The sequence below is a fragment of the Nocardia sp. NPDC004123 genome, assembly GCF_053603795.1.
On record NZ_JBSGGG010000014.1, the window covers coordinates 186,524 to 210,873 of the forward strand.

General features: G+C 69.6%; 20 protein-coding genes. 12 read left to right on the plus strand and 8 right to left on the minus strand.

Features of this window, described 5'->3' with window-relative positions; genetic code table 11:
• Positions 1-49: 49 nt before the first annotated feature.
• Positions 50-1,411 carry an NtaA/DmoA family FMN-dependent monooxygenase gene (locus ACWEQQ_RS21870; RefSeq protein WP_452349471.1) on the minus strand — a complete coding sequence of 454 codons (1,362 nt, stop codon included), beginning with the start codon at positions 1,409-1,411 and terminating at the stop codon, positions 50-52.
• Entirely contained in the window at positions 1,408-2,505 is a 1,098-nt protein-coding gene (locus tag ACWEQQ_RS21875; protein ID WP_452349472.1) for an LLM class flavin-dependent oxidoreductase, read from the minus strand. The genes ACWEQQ_RS21870 and ACWEQQ_RS21875 overlap by 4 nt, the downstream gene beginning before the upstream one ends.
• Before the next feature lie 172 nt (positions 2,506-2,677).
• Here ACWEQQ_RS21875 and ACWEQQ_RS21880 point away from each other — a divergent pair, with 172 nt between their 5' ends.
• The 7 genes from ACWEQQ_RS21880 (at position 2,678) to ACWEQQ_RS21910 (ending at position 12,540) form a co-directional block, all read left to right on the plus strand.
• Positions 2,678-3,601: a hypothetical protein gene (locus ACWEQQ_RS21880; protein ID WP_452349473.1), complete on the plus strand. Its 924-nt coding sequence runs from the start codon at positions 2,678-2,680 to the stop codon at positions 3,599-3,601.
• 257 nt (positions 3,602-3,858) lie between these two features.
• Positions 3,859-5,997 carry a glycosyltransferase family 39 protein gene (locus ACWEQQ_RS21885; protein WP_452349474.1) on the plus strand — a complete coding sequence of 713 codons (2,139 nt, stop codon included), beginning with the start codon at positions 3,859-3,861 and terminating at the stop codon, positions 5,995-5,997.
• Between the two features lie 191 nt (positions 5,998-6,188).
• Complete coding sequence (locus ACWEQQ_RS21890; RefSeq protein ID WP_452349475.1) at positions 6,189-7,325, plus strand: BTAD domain-containing putative transcriptional regulator; 1,137 nt, start codon at positions 6,189-6,191, stop codon at positions 7,323-7,325.
• Between the two features lie 148 nt (positions 7,326-7,473).
• Positions 7,474-10,161, plus strand: a complete 2,688-nt coding sequence (locus ACWEQQ_RS21895) for an alkaline phosphatase family protein (RefSeq protein ID WP_452349476.1) — start codon at positions 7,474-7,476, stop codon at positions 10,159-10,161.
• Positions 10,162-10,238: 77 nt separating this feature from the next.
• Complete coding sequence (locus ACWEQQ_RS21900; protein ID WP_452342370.1) at positions 10,239-11,474, plus strand: cytochrome P450; 1,236 nt, start codon at positions 10,239-10,241, stop codon at positions 11,472-11,474.
• Positions 11,475-11,605: 131 nt separating this feature from the next.
• Positions 11,606-12,175, plus strand: a complete 570-nt coding sequence (locus ACWEQQ_RS21905; RefSeq protein ID WP_452342371.1) for a TetR/AcrR family transcriptional regulator — start codon at positions 11,606-11,608, stop codon at positions 12,173-12,175.
• A gap of 77 nt (positions 12,176-12,252) precedes the next feature.
• Positions 12,253-12,540 (plus strand): chorismate mutase, encoded by a 288-nt coding sequence (locus ACWEQQ_RS21910; RefSeq protein ID WP_379445972.1) that lies wholly within the window; start codon positions 12,253-12,255, stop codon positions 12,538-12,540.
• A 36-nt stretch (positions 12,541-12,576) separates the two neighbouring features.
• Here ACWEQQ_RS21910 and ACWEQQ_RS21915 read toward each other — a convergent pair whose 3' ends face one another.
• Complete coding sequence (locus ACWEQQ_RS21915; RefSeq protein ID WP_452349477.1) at positions 12,577-13,494, minus strand: alpha/beta hydrolase; 918 nt, start codon at positions 13,492-13,494, stop codon at positions 12,577-12,579.
• Between the two features lie 4 nt (positions 13,495-13,498).
• Complete coding sequence (locus ACWEQQ_RS21920; RefSeq protein ID WP_452349478.1) at positions 13,499-14,962, minus strand: flavin-containing monooxygenase; 1,464 nt, start codon at positions 14,960-14,962, stop codon at positions 13,499-13,501.
• A gap of 140 nt (positions 14,963-15,102) precedes the next feature.
• Between ACWEQQ_RS21920 and ACWEQQ_RS21925 the strand changes: the two genes are divergently transcribed.
• Positions 15,103-16,143 carry an NAD(P)-dependent alcohol dehydrogenase gene (locus ACWEQQ_RS21925; protein WP_452349479.1) on the plus strand — a complete coding sequence of 347 codons (1,041 nt, stop codon included), beginning with the start codon at positions 15,103-15,105 and terminating at the stop codon, positions 16,141-16,143.
• Positions 16,144-16,179: 36 nt separating this feature from the next.
• Here the strand turns inward: ACWEQQ_RS21925 and ACWEQQ_RS21930 are convergent, their stop codons facing one another.
• Entirely contained in the window at positions 16,180-17,112 is a 933-nt protein-coding gene (locus tag ACWEQQ_RS21930; RefSeq protein WP_452349480.1) for an alpha/beta fold hydrolase, read from the minus strand.
• A gap of 90 nt (positions 17,113-17,202) precedes the next feature.
• Entirely contained in the window at positions 17,203-18,075 is an 873-nt protein-coding gene (locus tag ACWEQQ_RS21935) for a hypothetical protein (RefSeq protein WP_452349481.1), read from the minus strand.
• Positions 18,076-18,272: 197 nt separating this feature from the next.
• Between ACWEQQ_RS21935 and ACWEQQ_RS21940 the strand changes: the two genes are divergently transcribed.
• Positions 18,273-19,796, plus strand: coding sequence for an APC family permease (locus ACWEQQ_RS21940; RefSeq protein ID WP_452349482.1), 1,524 nt, complete (start codon positions 18,273-18,275; stop codon positions 19,794-19,796).
• A 146-nt stretch (positions 19,797-19,942) separates the two neighbouring features.
• A complete protein-coding gene (locus ACWEQQ_RS21945; RefSeq protein ID WP_356995903.1) occupies positions 19,943-20,230 on the plus strand; it encodes a hypothetical protein in 288 nt (95 codons plus the stop codon).
• Between the two features lie 120 nt (positions 20,231-20,350).
• Here the strand turns inward: ACWEQQ_RS21945 and ACWEQQ_RS21950 are convergent, their stop codons facing one another.
• A complete protein-coding gene (locus tag ACWEQQ_RS21950) occupies positions 20,351-21,001 on the minus strand; it encodes a DUF305 domain-containing protein (RefSeq protein WP_452349483.1) in 651 nt (216 codons plus the stop codon).
• A gap of 90 nt (positions 21,002-21,091) precedes the next feature.
• The gene (locus tag ACWEQQ_RS21955) at positions 21,092-21,556 is read right to left on the minus strand and encodes a DUF6153 family protein (RefSeq protein ID WP_452349484.1); all 465 of its coding nucleotides are present in this window, start codon (positions 21,554-21,556) and stop codon (positions 21,092-21,094) included.
• A 118-nt stretch (positions 21,557-21,674) separates the two neighbouring features.
• Between ACWEQQ_RS21955 and ACWEQQ_RS21960 the strand changes: the two genes are divergently transcribed.
• Together ACWEQQ_RS21960 and ACWEQQ_RS21965 are read left to right on the plus strand one after the other, a co-directional pair.
• Complete coding sequence (locus ACWEQQ_RS21960; protein ID WP_452349485.1) at positions 21,675-22,592, plus strand: ribonuclease Z; 918 nt, start codon at positions 21,675-21,677, stop codon at positions 22,590-22,592.
• A gap of 78 nt (positions 22,593-22,670) precedes the next feature.
• Positions 22,671-24,347: a DUF885 domain-containing protein gene (locus ACWEQQ_RS21965; RefSeq protein ID WP_452349486.1), complete on the plus strand. Its 1,677-nt coding sequence runs from the start codon at positions 22,671-22,673 to the stop codon at positions 24,345-24,347.
• Positions 24,348-24,350 lie beyond the last annotated feature (3 nt).

Below are 24,350 nucleotides of genomic sequence, written 5' to 3' on the forward strand. Positions count from 1 at the left end.
GTATGACACCGCCTTCCGGCGTATTTTTGCGCGGACCGGTGAGCGGGCGTCAGCGCCGGGTGAGGGGCGGGCGCAGGCCCAGGTGCTCGCGCAGGGTGACGCCGGTGTAGGCGGTCCGATACGAACCGCGTTCCTGGAGTTCGGGGATCAGCAGGTCCACGATCTCGTCCAGGCCGGCCGGAACCCGCCACGGGGTGATGTTGAAGCCGTGGCTCGCGCCGTGCCGCACCCAGCGGGTGAGTTCATCGGCGACCTGCCCCGGCGTGCCCGCGAAACCGAAACGGGCCGTGGTCTCGACGGCCACCTGTCGCAGCGTCAGCCCCTTCGACTCGGCCAGCGCCCGCCACTGCGCCACGATCGCCGCGCGGTCCTGGCCGTCCCGCTGCGCGCCGCGGGTGGACGAAATCACCGACGGCGCCGGATCTTCGGCGGGCAGCGGGCCGTCCGGATCCAGGTGCGACAGATCCCGTCCCCACACCTGTCCCGCCAGCGAGAGCGCCGTCGCGCCGGTGATCTGCTGCTCCAGCACCCAGCGCCGCTTCTCCTCGACCTCGGCGGCGGTCTCGGCCAGCACGATCTGGGTGCCGGGCAGAATCCGGATATCGTCGGCGGGCCGCCCCGCCGCGACGAGCCGGGCACGAATATCGTTCGCGAATTCCAGGGCCGGATCGAAATCGGTGCCGAAGGGGGAGAAGATGACCTCCGCCTGCGCGGCCGCGAAATCGCGACCGGCGGGGGAGACGCCAGCCTGGAAGATCACCGGATGACCTTGCGGACTCCGCGGCACCGTCGGGGTGATCGCGACCTTGAATTGCGCGCTGTCGCGTTCGACCACGCGCACCGCACCGGGCTGCAGCCAGCTCTCGTGCTCGCGGGTCGCGGCAATGGCATTGCCGGACCAGGCATCCCAGATCTCCCGTGCCAGGCTCAGGAATTCGGCGGCGCGCTCGTAGCGCTGGGTGTGATCCAGGAATCCGCCGCGCCGGAAATTCTCACCGGTCCAGGCATTGTCGGTGGTCACCACATTCCATCCCGCGCGCCCGCCCGACAGCACATCCAGGCTCGCCAGGCGGCGCGCCAGATCGGCGGGCTCGTTGTAGGTGGCGTTCTGCGTGGCCACCAGGCCGATTCGCGTGGTGATGCCCGCCAGCGCCGCCAATTGCGTGATGGCGTCGGGCCGTCCGGCGATATCGGTGTCCAGCAGCTGCCCGTCCTGTTCGCGCAGGCGCAGGCCCTCACCCAGGAAGAAGGCGTCGAACAGGCCGCGCTCGGCGGTGGTGGCGACCCGGCGGAAGGTCTCGAAGTCGATCTGCGAACCGCTGCTCGGATCCGCCCAGATGGTGTGGTGATTGACGCCCTGGAAGAAGACCCCGAAATGCACCTGGGCGTCGGGGAAGGGGACCTCGGTCATCGGGCGAGCTCCTTGACGTAGCGATTGGCGGGGCGGGCCAGGCCCAGATTCGCGCGCAGCGTCGAACCGGGGACCGGGCGATGAGCGAGACCCGTGCGCAGCAGGGCGGGGAGGACGTAGCGGGCGAGGACCGGAAGGTCCTCGTCGATGACGGCCGGATGCAGGCGGACGCCGTCGGCGATCGGGGCCAGCTCGGTGAGCCGGGCGGTCAGCTCGGCGTGCGAGCCCGAAAAGGACAGTCGCCCAGTGGATCCGGGGTCGCCGTGACTGTCCAGATCCGTGCGGCGTTCGGCGGCGGTCGCGGTCGGCGTGTCCAGGGTGACCTCGATATCCACGAGTACGCGCGAAACCCCTTCCGCCCGGGCGTGCTCGATCGCCTCGTGAATCTCGGGCAGCGTGGTTCCGCTCACCAGTGCCACGTCGATGCCCTCGGTTCCCGCTGCGCCGTAACCGAATACGACGACCTGCCCCTGCGGCGGGCGGGGCACGATGGCCGGGCCCTTCACCGAGAAGGTCTCGCCGATGAAATCGATGTAGTGCAGCTTGTCGCGGTCCAGGAACTTCCCGGCCGCGTAGTCGCGGACGACCGCGTCGTCCTCCCACGAATCCCACAGTCGCCGTGCGACTTCGACGGCATCGACGCGCTCGCGCCGGATCTCGGCCGGGGTCTCGCGGGCGGTGGCTCCCCAGGCCCGGGCCGCGCCCGGCTCGTCGACGGCCAGCCAGCCGGCCCGGCCGCGCGCCGCATAGTCCAGCGAGGCCAGCTGCGACGACAGGTGGAACGGCTCCGCGTAGGTCGCCGCCGACACCGGGACCAGGCCGAGGGTGCTGGTGGTGGCCGCGACGAAGGCCGCGCGGGTGGTGGCATCGAGCCGCCCGCCCGGACCGGGGCCGGGGTTCAGGGCATCGTCGAAGGTCGCGAACGTGAAGCCCGCGTTCTCCGCCGCCTGGACCCGGGTGCGCACGGTCTGTGGATGCAATAGACGGTCTGGTTCGTGTCCGGCTCGATGCCACGCGGCGGGGTGGTGACCCTCCCCGTCGAGTTCGATTCCCAACGCGAACAGGCCCGTTCGGTACTCGCTCTCGCTCGCCATGGGTTGGACGATTGTCGAACCGTGCTCGTCCGGCCACGGTTGCCATCACGGTGATCCGAACCCGCGCGGATGCGGCGGTGATCCGGTTCACAACAACACATCTTGCACATACCCCTGGGGGGTATTAACTTGATCTTTCGTAAGGCACCGAAGCAGTTGAGAGGGAAGAGAAATGACCACCCAGGCGCACACCGGACACCACGATCACGCGGCGCACGGCGATCACGCCGCGCATGCTCACCACGCGGCCCCGGTCGACCACACTGCTCACGCCCACCATGCCGATCACGCGGCCCACGCCGGGCACGGCGATCACGCGGCTCATACGGCCCACGAGGCGCCCGGCGCTCACGGTGGGCACGCCCACGGCGGCCACGACGGCGGCCTGCCGGGCGGACTCCAGATCACCCAGGACGGTTACACCCTCGACCTCGCCGAAAAGGTCGTAACCGCAGGCGAAATCGAGTTCCGATTCCGCATCCTGGGCCCGGACGGCCTGCCCGTCCACGACTTCGACGCCATCCACGACAAGGAACTGCACCTGATCGTCGTGCAGCGCGAGCTGACCGGCTTCTGGCACGTGCACCCGGAGCGGCAGGCCGACGGCACCTGGACCGTCCGGCTGAACCTGCCCGAGGCGGGCGCCTACCGCGCCTTCACCGATATCGCGCCGCGCGCCCTCGGCAAGACCATCACGCTGGGAGCCGATTTCGGCATCGCGGGCGACTACCGGCCCGGCACCGCGCCGGAACCGCAGCGCACCATCACCGTCGACGGCTACGAGGTCACCCTGGACGGCGATCTGGTTCCCGGCGAGGGCCACCTGCTCACCCTCACCGTGCGCAAGGACGGCGCGCCCGTCACCGATCTGCAGCCCTACCTGGCGGCCTACGGCCATCTGGTGATCCTGCGCGCCGGCGATCTGGCCTACGTCCATGTGCACCCGAACGGTGAGCCCGGCGATGGCGTCACCGCGCCCGGCCCCGACATCACCTTCCACACCGCCGTTCCCGGCCGCGGCACCTACCGGCTGTTCCTCGACTTCAAGCACGCCGGGAAGGTCCGCACCGCCGCCTTCACCCTGCCCACCGTCTGACCACATCCGCCCGGATCGGAGAAGCCATGTGCAACTGCCGATGTCCCCGGAGCAGGACAACCGAACAACGCGGTCCGCAGCGCGGACGACACGCGGAAGGGCATCCGAATGGCTGCCCTTCTTGCTGTCTGCCCAGGTAGAAGTGCCCTCGCGGTCTCTCACAGGGAACTCCCAGCCGACCTGAAGCTCGGTTCAAAACCCGCCGCCTAGGCTCCGCGAGGTCAATCGGAATCTGGGAACACAGGAAGGCGGGTGGCATGTCGACCATCACCAGCGTCGCGGGCGATGCGGCCTCCTCCGGAGGCGGCGACGCCTCCATCGGGGAGGACAACGCAGCCTTGTCGGAGGGTAGGCGCGCGTCGCGGTGGGCGACGCTGCTCAACCCGCCCGGGCAGCCGCGCTGGGAGCGACCGGCCACCCTGGCGCTGCTGATCGCCACGGCCGTCGTCTACCTGTGGGGCCTCGGCGGCGCGGGCTGGGGCAACGGCTACTACGCCGCCGCCGTGCAGTCCGGCACCCAGAGCTGGAAGGCCCTGCTGTTCGCGTCGCTGGACCCGCAGAACTCCATCACCGTCGACAAACCGCCCGCCGCCATGTGGGCGATGGGCCTGTCCGGCCGCATCTTCGGCTTCAACTCCTGGTCCATGTTCGCGCCCCAGGCCCTCATGGGCGTGGCCGCGGTGGCGCTGCTCATCGCCGCGGTGCGGCGCTGGGCCGGACCGGCCGCCGGCCTCATCGCCGGCGCGGCGCTCGCGGTGACCCCGGTGGCGGCCATGATGTTCCGCTTCAACAACCCCGACGCCCTCATGCTCCTGCTGCTGGTGGCCGCCGCGTACTGCACGGTGCGGGCCATCGACGCCCGCGGCGAACGCTTCTGGTCCGGCAACACCGGCTGGCTGGTCGGCGCGGGTGTGCTCATGGGGTTCGGCTTCCTCGCCAAGATGATGCAGGCCTTCCTGGTGCTGCCCGGCCTCGCGCTGGTGGTGCTGGTGGCCGGCGCGGGCGGATGGCGCACGCGCATCACGCAATTGGCATCCGCGGGCGTGGCCCTGGTGCTGTCCGCGGGCTGGTATGTGGCGCTGGTCGAACTGTGGCCCGCGGGATCCCGGCCCTACATCGGCGGTTCCACCAGCAACAGCCTCTGGGAACTGGCCGTCGACTACAACGGCCTCGGCCGGGTGCTGGGGAACAAGAACGGCGGTGGCCACCGGCCCACGCCGCCCCCGATGCCGACACCGGATCCGGCCCAGCATGCCGACCCGTCCCAGATGCACGGCGGTTTCGGTTCGCAGCCCAGTCTCACCCGCCTGTTCAGCGGTGAGCTCGCCACCGAATTCTCGTGGCTGCTGCCCGCCGCGCTGATCGCGCTGATCGCCGGACTGTGGCTGACCCGCCGGCTGCCGCGCACCGATCGCGTGCGCGCCGGCCTGCTGCTGTGGGGTGGCTGGCTGCTGGCCACCGCGGCCGTGCTCAGCTACATGAGCCGCAGCTTCCACTCGTACTACGCCATGGAACTGGTGCCGGCGATGGCTGCGCTGATCGGCATCGGTGCGACCCAATTGTGGCAGCGCCGTACACATCTCGCGGCCCGCGGCACCCTCGCGGTCATGTTGCTCGCCACCGGCGGGTGGTCGTTCGTGCTGCTGCACCGCACCCCCGAATGGCTGCCGTGGCTGCGCTGGACGCTGGTCGCGCTGTCGGTGGTCGCCGCGGCCGTGCTGCTGATCGCCCCGAAGCTGCCGCGCTTCACGCTCGCCATCGGCGTCTTCGTTCTGCTCGCCGGTCTGCTCGGTCCCACCGTCTACACCCTCGAGACCGTCGCCCAGGTGCACAATGGCGGCAGCCCGACCGCCGGTCCGCCCCGCAGCGAACACGGTGGCGGCCCCGGCCAGCGCAGCGGCGTGGCCGACCCGCAGATCGCCGGCCTCATCGCGGGCAGTGACACCCGTTGGGCCGCAGCGGCTATCGGCGCTCAGGACGTCAGCTCGCTCGAATTGAGCACGGGCAAGGCGCTGCTCGCGGTCGGTGGCTTCAGCGGTCGCGACGATTCACCGACGCTGGCCCAGTTCCAGCAGTATGTCGCCGACCACCAGATCGGCTACCTGCTGGTGCGTCAGCGCGAGGAATCCGGACAGGACAACAACTCTCGGGGTGGCCAGCCGAATGCCGGTCAGCCGAGCAACCCGCAGTCCGGCCACAACCACTCCGGCGCGGGCCGCGACCCCCAGCCGGGCGGTGCCGACCCCCAGCCGGCCCAGGGCGGCAACGCGCCGCAGTCCGGCCCGGGCAATTCGGATTCGGATCAGTCCACCTCCGCCCAGATCACCGCCTGGGTGAAGGCGAACTACCCGGTCACCGTGATGGGCAGCGTGGAGGTCTACAACCTCAACCCCTGACCGGGGACAGCGTCCACGGGCATGCACCGGTGCGGGCACCAGTGCATGCCCGTCGTATTCGCGCCCGGTGGAACGAATTCGGGCCGGGGACCGACCATTTCGGTGAGAGGAATTCGGCGGATGCGAGGGGCGGGGCGGCCGTGGATGGCTACAGTGACGGGCGACAGCTGGGGCCGGGTGGGAGGTCGGCGATGGGCGAGGTGCGCGCGCAGGTGGGGGTGCTCGGCCCGGTGCAGCTGACCATCGACGGGTTGTCCCAGCCGCTGGGCGGGCCCAAACAGCGCGCCGTGCTCGCCTACCTGGCGATCAATGCCAACCGTCCCGTATCCGTCGAGGCCCTCGCCAGCGCGGTCTGGGAGGACAATCCGCCGCCCGACGTACGCGTCAGCCTGCACGCCATCATCTCCAATCTGCGCAAGCCGCTGCGCGACGGCGGCATCGACGCCCGGAACATGCTGCAGCACATGGGCACCGGCTATCGCATCGTGCTCGCGGACCCGGCCTGCGATGTCTTCCGCTTCCGGGCCCGCCGCGAGAACGGCCTGCGCGCCCTCGCCGCCGGACGGTTCGCCGCCGCCACCGCCGCCCTCTCCGACGCGCTCGCCCAGTGGCGCGGACCGGTCCTGTCCGATCTGCGCGGACTCGGCTTCGCCGACGCCTACGCCGTCGCCCTCGACGACGAGCGCATCGGCGTCATCGAGGCTCGCGCCGAGGCCGATATCGCCCAGGGCCGCGCCGAGGGCGTGGTCTCCGAGCTGGCCCTGCTGGTGCGTGATCATCCCCTGCGGGAATCGCTCTGGGAGCAGCTGATCACCGCGCTCTACCTGACCGGCAGGCAGTCCGACGCGCTCGAGGCGGCCCGCCGGCTGCGCGGCATCCTCGCCGAGGAACTCGGCATCGATCCTGGGCATCGCATCCGGGAGCTGGAATCGCGCATCCTCCGCCAGGATCAGCTCAGTGTGCCGGCGGTCGCGGCGGCCTCGGCCACCCGCGCCACCACCATCGTGGACCGCAGCTGGCACGAGCCACAGGCGCTGCTGCGCGACCGCTCCGGGAACGTCTTTCCGGTGATCGGCTCCACGACCCGCATCGGCCGCCTGTCCGACAATGACATCGCGCTCGCCGACGGCCGGGTCAGCCGCCACCACGCGCTGCTCATCGACAACGGGCACACCTGGGTGATCAAGGACCTGCACTCCTCCAACGGCGTCTATGTCGATGGCGCACGGGTTGCCGACAGCGGATTATTGTCCGATGGAGCGGTGTTGCGCATCGGCGATACCGAACTGGTCTTCCTGCTGGTTCGCGACGAGGACAACGCCGGCTGAACAGCAGTGAATGCCACGTGACAGATCCGCGACGTCCGGAGCCAATGATTAACTGACCCTTCATTACTGATCCCCCTCACCGCCACGAACCCCCAAGCTCGGTCGGCGATCCTCAACGGTAGCCGTTCCTATGCTCACAGGGGTTGCCATGGATCGGAGGCGTTTTCTGAAGCACGCCGCGCAGCTGGGTGGTGCGGCCGGAGCCATGTCGATGCTCCCGCCGAGCCTGGTGCAGGCCTGGGCCGAACCGGCCCCGCCCGGCGGCTGGGACCGGATCGAACACGTGGTCATCCTCATGCAGGAGAACCGCTCCTTCGACCACTACTACGGCTCCATGGCCGGCGTGCGCGGCTATGCCGATCTCAATGCGCTACAACTGTCCACCGGACGCTCGGTTTTCCACCAGCCCGACGGCGGCCGGGTGGTGCTGCCGTACCCCACCACGCTGCAGAACATCGACGGCACCGATCACGGAACCCGCACCGGCCATGACGCTTTCGCCTTCGGCCGGCACGACGGCTGGATCCCCGCCAAGGGCGAGGGCACCATGGTCGGCTACGACCGCGACAGCCTGGGCTTCTACTACCAGCTGGCCGAGGCGTTCACCCTGTGCGACGGCTACCACTGCTCGGTGAACGGGCCCACCGACCCCAATCGCATGTACCTGTTCACCGGCACCGTGGAAAACCCGCTGGCCCTGGACAATTTCGCGGAATCCCTGCAGGTCTCGCTGTTCGCCGATGATCTGAAACTGCGCTGGATGCGCAGCCTGCCGGTCGCCGGGATCGTGGACGCCGTACTGGGGATGGTGCACGGACTGACCAGCGCCCTCCCGCACTCGGTCGCCGAATCGCTGGCCGGGCTGGTCGCGCCGCGGACCGGCAATCTGTTCCTCTACGACGCGCTGCTCGGCCCCGACGCCGGACGCTACGTCAACGACATCATCTTCGGCCTGCCCTGGACCACCTACGCCGAACGACTCCAGGAGCGCGGCATCGGCTGGCGCGTCTACCAGGAGTGGGACAACTACACCGACAATGCGCTCGAGTTCTTCCTGCCCTTCCGCGAGGCCGCGCGGGCGGCGCTGAAGTACACCAATGGCGGGCGCGGGGTCGCCTTCGAGAACTTCTTCCGCTATTACGCGGACCTGCAACGGGATCCGAGCCTCGAACCCGCCTACGCCGCCGACCTGAAGCGGGGCCTGGACGAGCTGTCGGCGGGGCAGCGGGCGCTGGTGGAGCAGGGGCTGCTGCGGGCGCGCACCGGCACGCTCGTGGAATCCTTCCGCACCGACGTGGCGACCGGACAATTGCCCACGGTGTCCTGGATCGTCGCGCCCTACGTCGACTGCGAGCATCCGGTCATGGGCCCGCGCAATGGGCAGGCCATGGTGCGCGGGGTGCTGGAGGCGCTCGCCGAACACCCGCACGTCTGGAACAAGACGGTATTCATCCTCAACTACGACGAGAACGACGGGTACTTCGACCACATCCCGCCGCCGGCGCCGCCGCCGGGCGCGGCCGGTGAATACTTCGGCCGCCACAATGTCGGCCTGGGCGCGCGGACACCCGCGATCATCGTGTCGCCGTGGAGCAAACAGGCCGTCTGCTCCGAATTGTTCGACCACACCTCGGTGCTGAAGTTCCTGGAGCGGGTCACCGGTGTCGCCGAACCGAATATCAGCCCGTGGCGGCGGGCGGGGTGCGGCGACCTGTCCTCGCTGTTCGACTTCGGCGCGCGCCGCACCCTCATCCTGCCCACCGCCGCCCCGCGCGGCGAGCAGACGATGTCCGGTGTCGCGCAACCGCTTCCGTTCGTGCAGCGCCTGCCGAAGCAGCAGAGCGGCAGCAAGGCGCGGGTACCGCTGCCGTACCGGATGCAGGCCCGGTGCGCGCCCAACGGGCAGGGCGGGATCACCGTCGCCATCGACAACGGCGGCCCCGGCACTGTGCACTGCCGGGTGCATCCGAACGCCTTCGCCGCGGACTTCACGCCGACCCGGTTCGACATCCCCGGCGGCGGCGCTGTCGCACAGGACTTTCCGGCGGTGAACGGACGCTACGACTATTCGGTGTACGGCCCCGACGGCTTCCAGCGCCGCTTCGCCGGCGATCTCACCGGTCCGTGCGGCGCGCTGCGGGTCACCGCCGCCGCGGCCGCCTCCGGCAGGCGCAAGCTCTCCTGGGTATTCGAAAATGGCGGGACGCACCGTGTTTCGGTCGCGGTGGTCTCCAATGCCTACCGTAACGACGGGCCCTGGACTATCGAGATCGCGGCGGGCGGGACCGAACGGCGCGAGATGTCCTGTGACGCCGACGCCGAGGGCGCGGGCTGGTACGACTTCTCGGTGACGGCCGCCGCCGATGCCGGATTCTGGTGCCGGGCACGCGGATTCGTGGAAACGGGAGCCGCCGGACGGACCGCCGACGACGCGGCGCCCTTCGACCGGCTGCTGCTCGACCGGTCCCTCTACGAGCCCGGCCGGGATCTGGTTGTCAGCTACGGCCTCGCGGGTGCGGTGGCCGGGCATCGCCTCGCCGTCTACGCCGATCCCGGTGGCCTGGCCGCCACGGTGCCCGCCACGCCCGCGCTGCGCACTCTCACGCTGGGGAACGGGGTGACGCGGGATCAGGTGGTCCTACCGGTCATCGCCCAGCCGGGCGCGGCCGATGCCGCGGTCGCTCCGGTAGCGGGCCTGCGGCAGGTCGGCGCGGCCGTGGTCCCGGCCGACGCGGCCCTGCGGCCGGGTCCGCTGCCGACGGGCTCCTACCTGCTGCATCATCTGGATGACGCGGGCCGGACGCTGGCCCATCCGGTGCGCTTCCGGGTGCTCTGATCCCGACTGCCTGGTACATCAGGACAGTTATGCAACAGGTTCTAGACATATCGTGAGTTTTGTCTTACCGTCGGTTCATGAGTTCAACGGCGTCTCATGCGGTGCGATTCGAACTGCGCTCCGGCGAAACCTGGCGCGACCCGTATCCCATGTATTCCCAGCTGCGCGACCACGATCCGGTCCACCGGGCCGTCCCGGAGGGCCGCGAATCCGACGACTTCTACGTCCTGTCCCGGCACACGGACGTGTACGCGGCCGCCCGCGACCCCGAGACCTTCTCCTCGGCCTCCGGCCTGACCGTCGACTACGTCGACCTGCTGGCCGCCGGATTCGGCGCCGCCAAGCCGTTCGTCTTCATGGACCCGCCCGACCACACCGATTTCCGCCGCCGGGTATCGCCGGGATTCACACCCCGGCAGGTCAATTCGGTCGAACCCGAGGTGCGCGCCTTCGTCATCGAGCGCATCGAGGGCCTGCGGGCCGCGGGCTCCGGCGATATCGTCAAAGACCTGTTCAAGCCCCTGCCCACCATGGTGGTGGCGCACTATCTCGGTGTGCCGGAACAGGATCGGGGCAAGTTCGACGCGTGGACCGAGAACATCGTCGGCGGCGCGGTCGAGGGTGCGGGGCTGGCCGCGGGCGACCAGAACGCCTTCACCGCGGTCGGTGAAATGGTCGGCTACTTCAGCGAACTCATCGACCGGCGGCGCAAGGAACCCGGCGACGACACCATCTCGCACCTGCTGGCCTCCGGGCTCGGCGCGGACGGCGACAACGAGGGCCTGCTGGCCATGCTCGGCTTCGCCTTCACCATGATCACCGGCGGCAACGACACCACCACCGGAAACCTCGGCGGCGCGGTGCAACTGCTCACCGCCTTCCCCGACCAGCGCCGCCTGCTGGTGGAGAATCCGGCGCTCATCCCCGACGCCGTCGAGGAATTCCTCCGCATGACCTCCCCGGTCCAGGGCCTGGCGCGGACCGCCACCCGCGATGTGGAGCTGCACGGCGTCACCATCCCCGCGGGCCGCCGCGTGCTGCTGCTCTACGGGTCGGCCAACCGCGACGAACGCGAATTCGGGCCCACCGCCGCCGAACTCGACGTGCGCCGCAATCCCAAGCGCATCATGACCTTCAGCCACGGCCACCACCACTGCCTCGGCGCGGCCGCCGCCCGCATGGTGGCACGCGTTGCCCTGGAGGAACTGCTGGCCCGCTGCCCCGACTTCACCGTCGATCTCGATACCGTGCAGTGGGCGCACGGCAACTACGTGCGCTGGCCGATCTCCGTCCCGTTCCGGGCGACGGCCTGACCGACTCCGGGCCGGCCACCGCGCAAGGTCGGCCCGGTCGCACCGTCCGCGCACCGCGCGGGCAGAGTGTGAACGAGTGGGTCCGGTGGCGGCTGCCCGCCGCCGGATCCGCGAGCAGCGAAGGGACATCCATGAGCCGAGACTGGCTGGCCGACGGCCGCGCCGACCTGGCCGCCGAGCGCATCCTCGATGCCGCCGCGCGCCTGTTCGCCGAACGCGGCGTCACCGCGGTCGGCATGGGCGATATCGCCAAGGCGGCCGGATGCTCCCGCGCGACCCTCTACCGGTACTTCGACAACCGGCAGGCCGTCCGCCTGGCCTTCGTGCACCGCGCCACCCGCCGCATTGCCGGGGGCGTGTTCGAGCAGGTCGCCGCGATCGAGGATCCGGGCGAGAAGGTGGTCACCGCCATGCTCGGCGCGATCCACGCGGTCCGGGCCGACCCCATGCTCATCGCCTGGTTCCGCCCCGGCGAATCCGGCGCGGCCGGACGCATCAGCCAGGACTCCGACGTCATCGAATCCATTGCGGCGGGCCTGTTCACGCCCACCGCCCTCACCGATCCCGAACGCAGCCGCCTGGCCCGCTGGCTGACCCGCATCATCGTCTCCTTCCTCGCCGCCCCCGGCCGCGACGACGCCGAGGAGCGCGCCATGCTGGAGGAGTTCGTGGTGCCGGTCGTCAGCCGGGCTTTCGTGTGATCCGCGAGCCCGAACGCCGGGCGCCCGGCGTTCGAGCCCGAACGCCGGGCGCCCGGCGTTCGATAGGCTGCCTGCTCATGTCCGCTCCACGTTCGCTGGCCGAAGTCCGCACGCGCATCGATGTTCTCGACGGTGACCTGATCCGGCTGCTGGCCGAGCGACAGGAGTTGGTGCGCGCGGCCGCCACTTTCAAGGCCGACGAGCAGGCCGTGCGCGCGCCCGATCGCGTGGAGCGGGTTGTGGCGCTCGCCCGCGAGCGTGCCGACGCGGCCGGACTGGCGCCCGCCGTCGCGGAAGCGGTGTGGCGGGCCATGATCGGAGCCTTCATCGACCTCGAACTGGACGAGCACGCCGCCCGGCGCTGAACGTGCCGGACCGGGCGGCGATGCCGGATCGATCGATCAACGGCTTGCCCGGTGGCCGACGTGGTGGCCGTAGAGGCGGTCGGACAGTGCGGAGGCGAGATCGGTCACGGCTTCCCGTGCCACGCGCATGGGCATGGCGTGGAAGACGTGCCAGAGATTGCGGTACTCGCGGTGCCGCAGGGGCGCAGCCGATTTCGCCGCCAGGGCGGCGAAACGGCGGGCGTCCCCGGCCAGTAGATCGTCGCCCGCCGAATGCATGACGATGGGCGGCAGGCCGGTGATGTCGCGGTAGAGCGGAGACCGGGCGCGGCGCTCGTCCTCGGGGACACCCGGCAGATAGGCATCCATGAACTGCGTCATGAGCGGCGGGTTCAGCAGCGGCTCCCGGCTCGGATCGCACTGGAAGGCCGAGGAATTCGCGGTCAGGTCCAGCACCGGGCAGATGAGCCCGAGGATCGCGGGTTGCGGCCACTGCTTCTCACGCAGCCGCAGGGCCAGATCCAGCGCCAGGCCGCCGCCGGCCGAATCACCGACCACCGCAATGCGTTCGGCCGGGATGCCCGCCGCGAGCAGGGCTCGATAGGCGGCGACGGTGTCGTCGATGGCAGCCGGGTACGGGTGCTCGGGGGCCAGCCGGTAATCCAGGGCGTGCACGGTGGTCCCCATGCCCGCCGCCAGCGCGCCGGTGAGGGTGCGGACCATGCGCGGCATGCCGATCACATAGCCGCTGCCGTGCAGGTACAGCACCGCGGCATCGGCGGGCGCCGAACGGGGAGTGAGGGTTTCGACCGGTATGCCGCCGAGTCGACTGGTCTCGACGGCGATACCGCGGGGCGCCCGGGCGAAGGTGGTGCCCGCGCCGACCCGGGCGCGGACCCGGGACCAGTCGGGGGCGGGGCCGAACCACCAGTGGCCCACCAGGCGGGAGAGCAAGCGCCAGAACGCTATTTCCACGATCTCACTTCCGGCTCTCGACACGCTGATTCAGGTCGTAGTCGACCGGATCCGGTGCGCTGCGGATCAGCTTCTCGTAGCGCCCCGGGGTCCACGGCCACAGCTCGGGCAGCCCGTCCTTGCCGAGGTACCAGCTGGTGCAGCCGGTGGTCCACACCGTGCTCGGGGCGGCGGCCCGCATCCGCGCGTTGTAGCGGTCGGTGGCGGCGCGGGTGGGGGCGACGGTCGCGAATTCACCTGCCTGCCACCGTCGCAGCCAGCCGACGATACGGGCGGACTGCGCCTCGGCGACCGCGGTCAGCGGATGATTGGCGAAAGGGCTGTGCGGGCCGACGAGCATGAACAGATTCGGGAAGTCCGGCATCATGACGCCCTCGAAGGCGCGCGGGCCCTGCTCCCAGGCCTGATCCAGGGTGCGGCCGTCCAGTCCGGTGATGGCCATCGGGCGCATGAAAGCGTGCGAGTCGAATCCCGTTGCCAGGACCAGGAGGTCGAGCTCGTGCAGGCTGCCTCTGGTGGTCACCACGCCGCGCTTCTCGACGTGATCGATGCCCTCGGTCACCAGCGTGACATCGGGGCGCTGCACCGCCTGGTAGAAGCGGTCGGACACCACCAGCCGCTTGCACATGGCCTGATAGTCGGGCGTCAGCTTGCGGCGCAGTTCAGGATCCTTGACCGACCGCAGGTTTCGCTCCACCACCCACTGGATGAACCGGCGCACCCGGCCGGGATGCACCAGGCCCTGCGAGAACACGGCGAAGGCGGCGCGATTGAACCAGTAGGGGAGTGCGCCCAGTGCGGGGATCAGCGAGTAGAGCCGCTTCGACACCCGCGTGTAAGGCCGGTTCACCGTCGGCAGGATCCACTGCGGAGTGCGCTGGAACAGCACGACTTCCGGCACCGTGCCCGCGAGCGCGCTCACCAGCTGGGTGCCGGTGGAGCCGGTGCCGATGACGCCCACCCGCTTGCCGGTCAGCTCGACATCGTGCCGCCAGCGCGCGGAATGCATGACCGGGCCGCCGAATTCGTCCAGGCCGGGGATGTCCGGCCGGCTCGGGTGGTGCAGGAAACCCGTTGCGCACAGCACGAAGTCGACGCGCCGGGTCACGCCGTCGGAGGTGGTGAGCTGCCAGCCGTCGCCGTCGAACACCGCGCCGGTCACCTCGGTCCCGAAGCGGGTACGCCGGTGCAGTCCGTGCTCGCGCGCCACCCCGACCAGGTAGTCCTTGATCTCCGGTCCGGCCGAATACAGGTGTGACCATTCGGGATTCATGGCGAACCGGAATTGGTAGTACCGCGAGGGCACATCGCACACCAGGCCCGGATAGCTGTTGTCGCGCCACGTGCCGCCGTACTCGTCGGCCTTCTCGTAGAGGGCGAAGTCGGTGAATCCGGCCCGCTGCAGAGCCACGGCCATGCAGATCCCGGAGATTCCGGCGCCCACGATGGCGATCCGCGGTGTGTTCATGGGACGCGAGCCTAGACAGCTGTCCGACATGGTGGGAAGACTTTCGAGTAAATCAGTAGACATTCCGTCATTCGATAGACACAGTGTAAAGTCACTGCTACCGTGTGCGCCAGATCACAAGCTCGAGGCAAGGAAGCACGATGCGCGCACTCCAGTGGACCGGCCCGGAAAAGGTGCAGATCAACGACATCCCGGTCCCGGACATCGGACCCACCGACCTGCTGGTGAAGGTCGGCGCCGCGGGGGTCTGCCACTCCGACCTGACCCTGGTCAACTTCCCGATCCAGCTGCGCGAGGATCCGCTCACCCTCGGCCACGAGATCGCCGGCACCATCGAGGCCATCGGCTCGGACGTGAACGGGCGCGAGATCGGCGAACGCGGCGTCGTCTACCTGTTCTGGACCTGCGGCGTCTGCCGGGAATGCGTGAGCGGCAACGAGAACGTCTGTCTCGCGGCGGGTCGCGTCGCCATGCCGCCCTGCCCCGGACTCACCATCGAGGGCGGCATGTCGGAGTACGTGCGGATTCCGGCGAGCTCGTTCGTGCCCATCGGCGACCTGGACTTCCTGCAGGCCGCGCCGGTCGCCGACGCCGCCCTCACCGCCTACCACGCCATTCGCGGTGCGCGCGAAGCACTCCGGCCCGGCGGCACCGCGGTCGCCATCGGTATCGGCGGGCTCGGGCACGTGGCGGTGCAGATCCTGCACGCCATCTCCGGCGTGCGGGTGATCGCCGTGGACCAGGCGCAGGAGAAGCTGGACCTGGCCGCCGACTGCGGTGCGGAACTCGGCATCCTCTCCGGCGGCGACACCGCCCAGCAGATCCTCGACCTCACCGACGGCCGCGGCGCGGACGCCGTCTTCGACTTCGTCGGCGTGGACTCCACCGCCAAGCTGGCCTGCGAGACCGTCGCCCCCAATGGCGCCTACCGCATGGTCGGAATCGGCGGCGGCGCACCGGAAATCACCGCAGGACCGGCCGGCGGCCTGGGCTGGCCGTGGGGCGCGACCGTGCGGAAATCGCTGGGCGGCACCCGCAGCGACCTGCACGCGTGCGTGGCCCTCGCCCAGGCGGGCAAGCTGCACATGGAGGTCGAGCGCTTCGACCTCGCCGAGGGGCCGGAAGCCTTCCGCCGCCTGGACGCGGGCCAGATCCGGGGGCGCGCGGTCCTGGTGCCCTGACCGACTCGCGAATGAGCCCGAGACAGGCCGGACGAATCAGCCTGCGGCGGGCTCTATCTCGCCGAGGAACTTCGCGACGCGCGCCGCGATCTCGTCCGGGAACTCGCCGTTGATGGCGTGCGAGGCCGCCGGCCACACCTCGAATTGACCACCGGGCACCAGCTTTCGCGCCTTGTCCGCCAGCTTGCGGGCATTGTGCACGATGCTGCGCCCGGCGAAGATCCCGAGGAACGGCATAGCCAGTGCCGAAAGCTGGTCCTTGGCAGGCGGATTCGTCATCGGCAGATAGGAGGAGAAGTCCTTCATGCCCGAGGCGATCAACCTGCCCTCGGGCAGGTCCTGCGGCGCCGACACCCCGCCGGAAATCCAGCTCAACAGCCTGTTGCGCCAGGTCTCCGGCATCCCCGGCAGCACCGAACCCAGCGACACCAGAACCATCTTCCAGGTCACCCCGCCGAACACGAACGGTGCGTCCAGGGTGATGAGCGAGGCCACCTGATCGGGATGGTGCACTGCCAGATTCACCGCCGACCATCCGCCGATCGACACGCCCAGCACATGCACCGGCCGAGGCTCCAACGCCGCCAGTGCCTCCGACAGCCACGCCGCCTGATCGACCTCGTCGGTCAGCGGCCCGGACTGCACGCTCAACCCCGGCTCACCCAGCAGATCCAGCGTGATCACCGGCCGCACCGCCAGCAGCCCCGGCAGATTCGCCGCCCACATCGGTGTCGCCGCCTGCCTGCCGGGCAGCAGCACCAGCGGCGTCGCCTCCCCGTCTCCGAATCGATACGCCCGCACCGTCCCGAAACTCGTTGGCACATCGATGGTCTCCCGCTCGGGTGGCAACAGCTCGAACCCGTCCCGATACGCCCCCGCATACCGCCGATACCCCGCCGTCTCGCGGAAGTACCCGACCCGCTTGCCCTTGAACTTCGGTCCCACGTTGCTCTCGGGAAACTCGACCATGTTTTCCACGCTAATCTCCGAGCCGCGTGCGGCGACGAGTCGACCCTCGCGAAACCCGTCGGGTGAACTTCGGTGCAACCCGGCGGCATCTCATTGCAACCCCGCGATGCGGCGCTCCAGCCAGCGGCGGGATTCGGCGTCGCGGGCGTGGACGAGGACCTTGCGGCGGGCGGCGGGGGAGAGCGCGGATAGCAGGCGGGCCAGGCGTTTTCGGGTATCCCAGCTGATCAGGTAGCGGACCGCGCCGGCGATGGCGGCGTCATCGGCCAGGTCGACGGCGCGGGCGAAATCGGTGCGGTTCTCCAGATCCAGGAACTGGGCCGGAATGCGTTCGTGCGGCGGGTAGCCCGAGTAGGCGCCGGTGCCCGCGGCGTACCAGGCGCACAGGCGCAGGATTCGATCCACCGCATCCGGGTACGCCGTCGACAGCAGGGCCCGGGCCGCTGCCACCTGGGGTCCGGTCAGACCGCCGCCGGAGGTGGACGTATCGAGAAAGGTCTCGGTGTAGGGCATGAGTGGTGCGGGGATCTCGGCCACCCAGAGCCGGGCGGTGCGGTCGGTTTCGGCCTGGCGCTGCTCGGCCACGCGGTATTCGCGCAGGGGAACGGCGATGCCGCGCACGGCCAGCCATTCCAGCGAGCGGACGCCGTCGGCCAGCAGCGCGTCCTGGGGCCAGCCGTCCCAGCGGATCGAATAGCCGTGATGCAGGGTCACCGTGGTGAGTGGACGCTCGTCGGTGTCGAAGAAGTCGAGCACCACATCGCCCCAGCACATGCACACGAAACCGGACAGGTCGGCAACGCGCAGGGCGTCCCGCAGCGCTCGCACGGCAACCGGGTCCCGTTCCTCCAGCAGGGTCGGTGCGTCACCGGGCATCTCCCTCACCCTGACGCTGTGCGCATGCGCCAGCACCCGATCCAGCGCGACCGGATCGCCGCCCGCGGACGTTCCCCCGAAAGCCATACCGAAACACTAATCCGCCCACCGGTCCTCGGCGTGGTGTTGCGGCGGCACGCGGGTGCGTTCTCGGTGACCAGCCCGTTGCTGAACTGGTACGTACCAGCTGATGATACGGTGCCGTGTGACGCCGACAACTCGCCTGATGGTGACCGACCGGTGAGAACTGCATTGTTGCCGAGAAGCCAGATTTAGGAGAGACAGTGGCGATATCGGACTCCTCGCGAGACGCTGCCGGTCCCGCTGCCCAACGCACCACCGGACTGTTCCGCACCAAGAGCGTCGAACAGTCGATCCGGGACACCGACGATCCCGATGCCAAACTTCGCAAGGACCTGACCTCGTGGGACCTCACGGTCTTCGGCGTCGCGGTCGTGGTCGGCGCCGGTATCTTCACCCTCACCGCGCGTACCGCGGGCAACATGGCCGGACCCGCGGTCTCGCTGGCCTTCGTCTTCGCGGCCGTCGCCTGCGGCCTGGCCGCACTCTGCTACGCCGAATTCGCCTCGACCGTGCCCGTCGCGGGCAGCGCGTACACCTTCTCCTACGCCACCTTCGGTGAGCTGGTCGCCTGGATCATCGGCTGGGACCTCATCCTGGAATTCGCGCTCGGCACCTCGGTGGTCGCCAAGGGCTGGTCGCAGTACCTGGGCACGGTCATGGGCGGGCGTCAGCCCATCTGGCACTTGGGGTCGGTCAAGTTCGACTGGGGCGCGGTCGTTCTGATCGCCGCGCTCGGCGTGCTGCTCGCCCTCGGCACCAAGCTGTCCTCGCGGGTCTCCGCGGTCGCGGTCGCCATCAAGCTGGCGGTCATCGCGCTGGTGGTCGTGGTCGGCGCCACCTACTTCAAGGCCTCGAACCTGAAGCCCTTCATCCCCGCATCGGTCCCCAACGCGGACTCCGGCAGCGCGAGCAAGCTGCAGCAGACCCTGTTCCAGCTGGTCACCGGCGGCGGCAACAGCCACTACGGCTGGTACGGCCTGCTGGCCGCGGCCTCCATCGTGTTCTTCGCCTTCATCGGCTTCGACGTGGTCGCCACCGCCGCCGAGGAGACCAAGGACCCGCAGCGCAACGTGCCGCGCGGCATCCTGGGCTCGCTGGCCATCGTGACCGTGCTGTACGTGGCGGTCTCGCTGGTGCTCACCGGCATGGTGTCCTACAAGGACCTGCAGGGCAACGACGCCACCCTCGCGACGGCCTTCGCCCTGCACGGCGTCACCTGGGCCAAGAACATCATCTCGGTCGGCGCGCTGGCCGGTCTGACCACGGTCGTCATGGTGCTGTTCCTGGGCCAGACCCGCGTGCTGTTCGCCATGTCCCGCGACGGCCTGATGCCGCGCCGGCTCGCGCACACCGGCCCCAAGGGCACGCCGGTGCGGATCACCGCCATCGTCGGCGTCATCTGCGCGGTGCTGGCCGGGTTCGTGGACTTCGGCACCCTGGAGGAAATGGTCAATATCGGCACGCTGTTCGCGTTCGTGCTGGTGTCCGTCGGCGTGGTCGTGCTGCGCCGCAACCGGCCGGATCTCGAGCGCGGCTTCCGCGTGCCGCTGGTGCCGCTCATCCCGATCCTGTCGGTCATCGCCTGCGCCTGGCTCATGTTCAACCTGTCGGTGGAGACCTGGCTGCGGTTCGTCATCTGGATGGCACTGGGCCTGGTCGTGTACTTCGCCTACGGCCGACGGCACTCGGTGCTGGCCCGCGCGGAGGCGAAAACCGGTAGCTGATCGGGTGCTCGAGTTTGGTGCTGGTGGTGTGTCTTCCCTACGCCACCTCGCGGAATGCGGTTCAATTGCTCTGAATATTGAGAGTTGTGCCACAAGTTCGGCCCATCAGCACCGTCTCAGCATCCCGAGAGGAACCGATCGTGAGCATGCTCCTCGCTGTGCATGACGCCTACACCACGGTTGTCGCGCAGATCGGCAACCCGACCCCGGAGACCCCGCCCGTAGCGGACAAGCTGATGAAGCTGGTCCGCTACTTCACCTGGTTCACCATGCTGTCCGGCGTCACCGCCATCACCTACGGCGGTGGCCGGTTCGCCTGGGAGAAGTGGAGCGGCGGCGGCCTCGAATCACCGAAGATGGTGGCCGGAGCGATGATCGGTGGCGTCACCGCCACCAGCGCCGGCACCATCATGAACGCCGTCATCGGCAATTAGAACCACTCTCGTAATTCGCGGCCATACCTCCCAAGGCCGTGGGCTTCGCCTCCGATTCCCTTGTCGGGACCGAGGCTTGCGGGTGCGCCGGATACCGGCGCACCCGTTGGCTTCTCGCTGCTAGCTCTGGCCCAGCATGGTGTTCATCTGGGTGATCTCCTGCTGCTGGGCGGTCACGATGGACTGCGCCAGAGCCTTCGATTCGGCGTTGGCGCCCTGTGCCAGTTCGGTATTCGCCATGGTGATCGCGCCCTGATGGTGCTCGATCATCATCTGCATCCACAGCGTGTCGAAGTCCGGGCCGGACAGGCCCGCCAGCTTGGTCATCTGGTCCTTCGACATGATGCCGGGCATGTCGTGACCCATGTCGCCGCTCGGCGCGGGCTTGCCGAAACTCTGCAGCAGCGTGGTGATCTGCCGCATCTCCGGCGACTGTGCCTGCTCCACGGCCGTGGCCAGGGTGATCAGCTGCTGGTTCTGCGAGCGGGTGGGCACCAGCTTCGCCATCTCCACGGCCTGTGCGTGATGCGGGTACATCATCTGCAGGAACGTGACGTCGGCGGCGTTGAAATCGCTGCGGGTGGCCGCCGGCGCCGAGGTGGCGGTCGCGCCGTGGTCCATGCCGGGCATGCTGCCGTGGTCCATGGCCGTGGTGGTCGAGGACGGCGCGGCCTTCGAGGTGTCGCCGTCATTGCTGCTGCAGCCGGCGGCGATCAGGGCGGTGGCCGCGGTGCCGGCGATCAGGGCGAGCTTGATCCGGGTGCTGAACATGGTCGAACTCCTTGGTGGGTACTGGCGAATCGGAAAATGAGCAGGCGGAAACCCGCGTCCGCGTGGGAGATACGCGGCCGCGGCGGCCCATCAGATCCGCAGGATCGCCAGTTCGGCCAGGGAGAGCACCGTCCAGGGTGGCGGACGGGCGTGATGCGCGCGCGGGTGGCGCGGTGTCGAGGTGGCGGCGTCGCGACGGCCGATACCGACCCAGGCCAGCACGGCCAAACCCAGTCCGAGCAGCAGCGCGGCGAGCACGAACAGGCAACCGTGCATTCCGGCGTGGCCATTGCCGCAATCGCCGCCGCAGCCGGGCATGGACATCTCGTGGTCCGCGCCCGCGGCCATCGCGATCGGGGCGATACCCGCCATGGGCAGAACGGCGTCGTGCAGGTGCTCGGTCATGACGGTCGCCGGGCTCCCGGCGTGGTCGCCGGACATGCGGTCGTGGCTCATGCCGAGGACGAGCGCGTGCATGGCCACCAGCCCGGCCAGTAGGGCGAGCAGCCAGAGGGCCCGGATGAACCGGGTGCCTCGGGGCTGCTGCTCGATCACGGCGGCCATTCTACGGACCTGCCGCCGCCCCGGGCCGGATACCCCCTGTCGGTATCGTCACAGGACGCGCCGCCTCGCCATCGCGAGGATCGGCGGGGTGGGCGGTAGCCTGACGGCCGTGTCACAGCGCGAACTGGTCATTCTGGGGACGGCCAGCCAAGTACCGACCAAACAGCGCAATCACAACGGGTACCTGCTGCGGTGGGATCGCGAGGGGTTGCTGTTCGACCCCGGGGAAGGCACCCAGCGGCAGATGAGCTTCGCCGGTGTGGCCGCCAGCGGGATCACCCGCATCTGCATCACCCACTTCCACGGGGACCACTGCTTCGGCCTGCCGGGTGTGCTGGGCCGCATCAGCTTGGACGGGGCGCTGCATCCCGTGGACGTCTACTTCCCGGCGTCCGGCGAGGTCTACTACGAACGGCTCATCGATTCCTCGGCGCACAACCGCCAGGTGGAGCTGTACCCGCACCCGATCACCGAAGCCGGTGAATTGCCGCCGCCGGGAGCCGATTTCACCCTGCGCGCGGAGCGGCTGTCCCACCCGGTCGAATCGTTCGGCTATCGCCTCGACGAGCCGGACAGCCTGCGCTTCATTCCCGAGCGGTTGCGCGAACTGGGATTGTCCGGGCCGGTCGTGGGTGAATTACAGCGACGCGGCGAAGTCGAGATCGGCGGGCGCACGGTCACGCTCGACGAGGTGAGCGAGGCGCGGCCGGGGCAGAGTTTCGCGTTCGTCATGGACACGCGGCTCTGCGATGGCGTCCACGACCTGGCCCGGGGCGTGGACATGCTCGTCATCGAGTCCACCTTCATCGATGCCGATGAGCACCTGGCGATCGAATACGGTCATCTCACGGCGGGGCAGGCGGCGCAGGTGGCGGCGCGGGCGGGGGTCCGCACCCTGGTGCTGACCCACTACTCGCAGCGCTACCGCACCCTGGACCAGCATTTGGCCGATGCCCGTGCCCATTTCGACGGTGAGATCGTGGTGGCCGAGGATCTGATGCGCATTCCGGTGCCCCCGCGCCGCTGAGCGGGCGACCGCGCCGCCGGGGGTGCGAAGTTTCCGTGCGGCCGCGCGGCGGTGGCGGGCCCGGGCATGATGGTCGGCATGGACTCGCACGAGGAACTCATCGCACTCGCCGACCGCTACTGGGACGCCATGCTGGAGTCCGCGCCCAGCGAGGCGACCCTGTTGGGGGACAGGCGATTCGACGACCGCATCGAGGATCTGTCGGTCGCGGCGGAGGAACGGCTGCTGGGTACCTGGCGGGGGCTACTGACCGAGGTGGATGCGCTGGATCCGGCGCGGCTGGGTGACGAGGACCGGACCACGCGGAGCCTGCTGCGCACCGAATTGGCTTCGGCGGTCTCGCATCTGGAGTGGCGGCCCGTCGAGATGGCCTCGGATCAGATGACGGGCGTGCACGCCGGGATGCTGACCATGGCTCCCCTGGTGAACGCACCCGAACCGGAGAACGCGCAGCGGCTGGTGCAGCGCTACCGGCAGTTCGGCACGCTGATGAACCAGGCCGTGGAGCGCTTCCGGGCGGGACTCGCGGCCGGGCGCACGCCCGCGCACATCACCATCGAGCGCTCGCTCAATCAGCTGGACGGTTACCTGGCCTCCGATCTCGCCGACGACCCGTTCGCCACCCTGGCCGGCCCGGCGGGCTGGGACGGCGAAACCGCCTGGCGCGCAGAGCTGGCCGAGGTCGCGCGGGAGGTCATCCGGCCCGCCTTCGCCGCCTACCGGGCGGTGCTCGCCGCCGAGCTCGAACCCGTTTCGCGCCCCGATGACAAGCCCGGCCTCTGCTGGCTCGGCGACGACGGCGCCGACATCTACCGCCGCCTGCTGCGCCACCACACCACATTGCCCGACCTGGGCGCGGACGAGATCCACCAGCTCGGGCTGGACGAATTGGCCCGCCTGCGCACCGAATACGAGGAGGTGGGCGGCCGCCTGTTCGGCCTCGCCGAGCAGACCGCCATCTTCGCCCGGCTGCGCGAGGATTCGGCGCTGCGCTATGGCGACGGTGCGGAGATCATGGCGGACGCGCGGGCGTATCTGGCCGCCGCCCAGGCGGAGATGGGCAACTGGTTCGGCCGGCTCCCGCGCCAGTCCTGCGACATCCTGCCGGTCCCCGACTTCCTGGCCGCGGATGCGCCCGCGGCCTACTACTTCACGCCCGCAGCCGACGGCTCCCGGCCTGGCGCCTACTACGTGAACCTGCGGGAACCCAAGAGCCGCAACCGCTACGAGACCGCCGCGGTCGCCTACCACGAGGCCATCCCCGGCCACCACCTCCAGCTCACCATCGCCAACGAGCTGGACCATCTCCCGCGCTTCCAGCGCATGTCCTTCTCCAATACGGCCTTCGTCGAAGGCTGGGCGCTCTACACCGAGCGCCTCGCCGACGAAATGGGCCTGTACCCCGACGATCTCACCCGGATCGGCATGCTCGCCGCTGACTCCTGGCGCTCCTGCCGCCTGGTCGTGGACACCGGCCTGCACGCCAGGGGCTGGACCCGTCAGCAGGCCGTCGACTTCATGTCCGCCAATGCTCCCGTCGGGCTCGAGGAGATCCGGGTGGAGATCGACCGCTACATCGCCATGCCCGGCCAGGCGGTCGCCTACAAGGTCGGCCAGCTGGAGATCCGCCGCCAGCGCGCCCTGGTCACCGACCGCCTCGGATCCGCCTTCGACATCAAGGCCTTCCACGACACGGTGCTCGGCTCCGGCTCGGTCAGCCTCCCGGTTCTGCGCGATCTAGCCGACTCCCTCTGACAC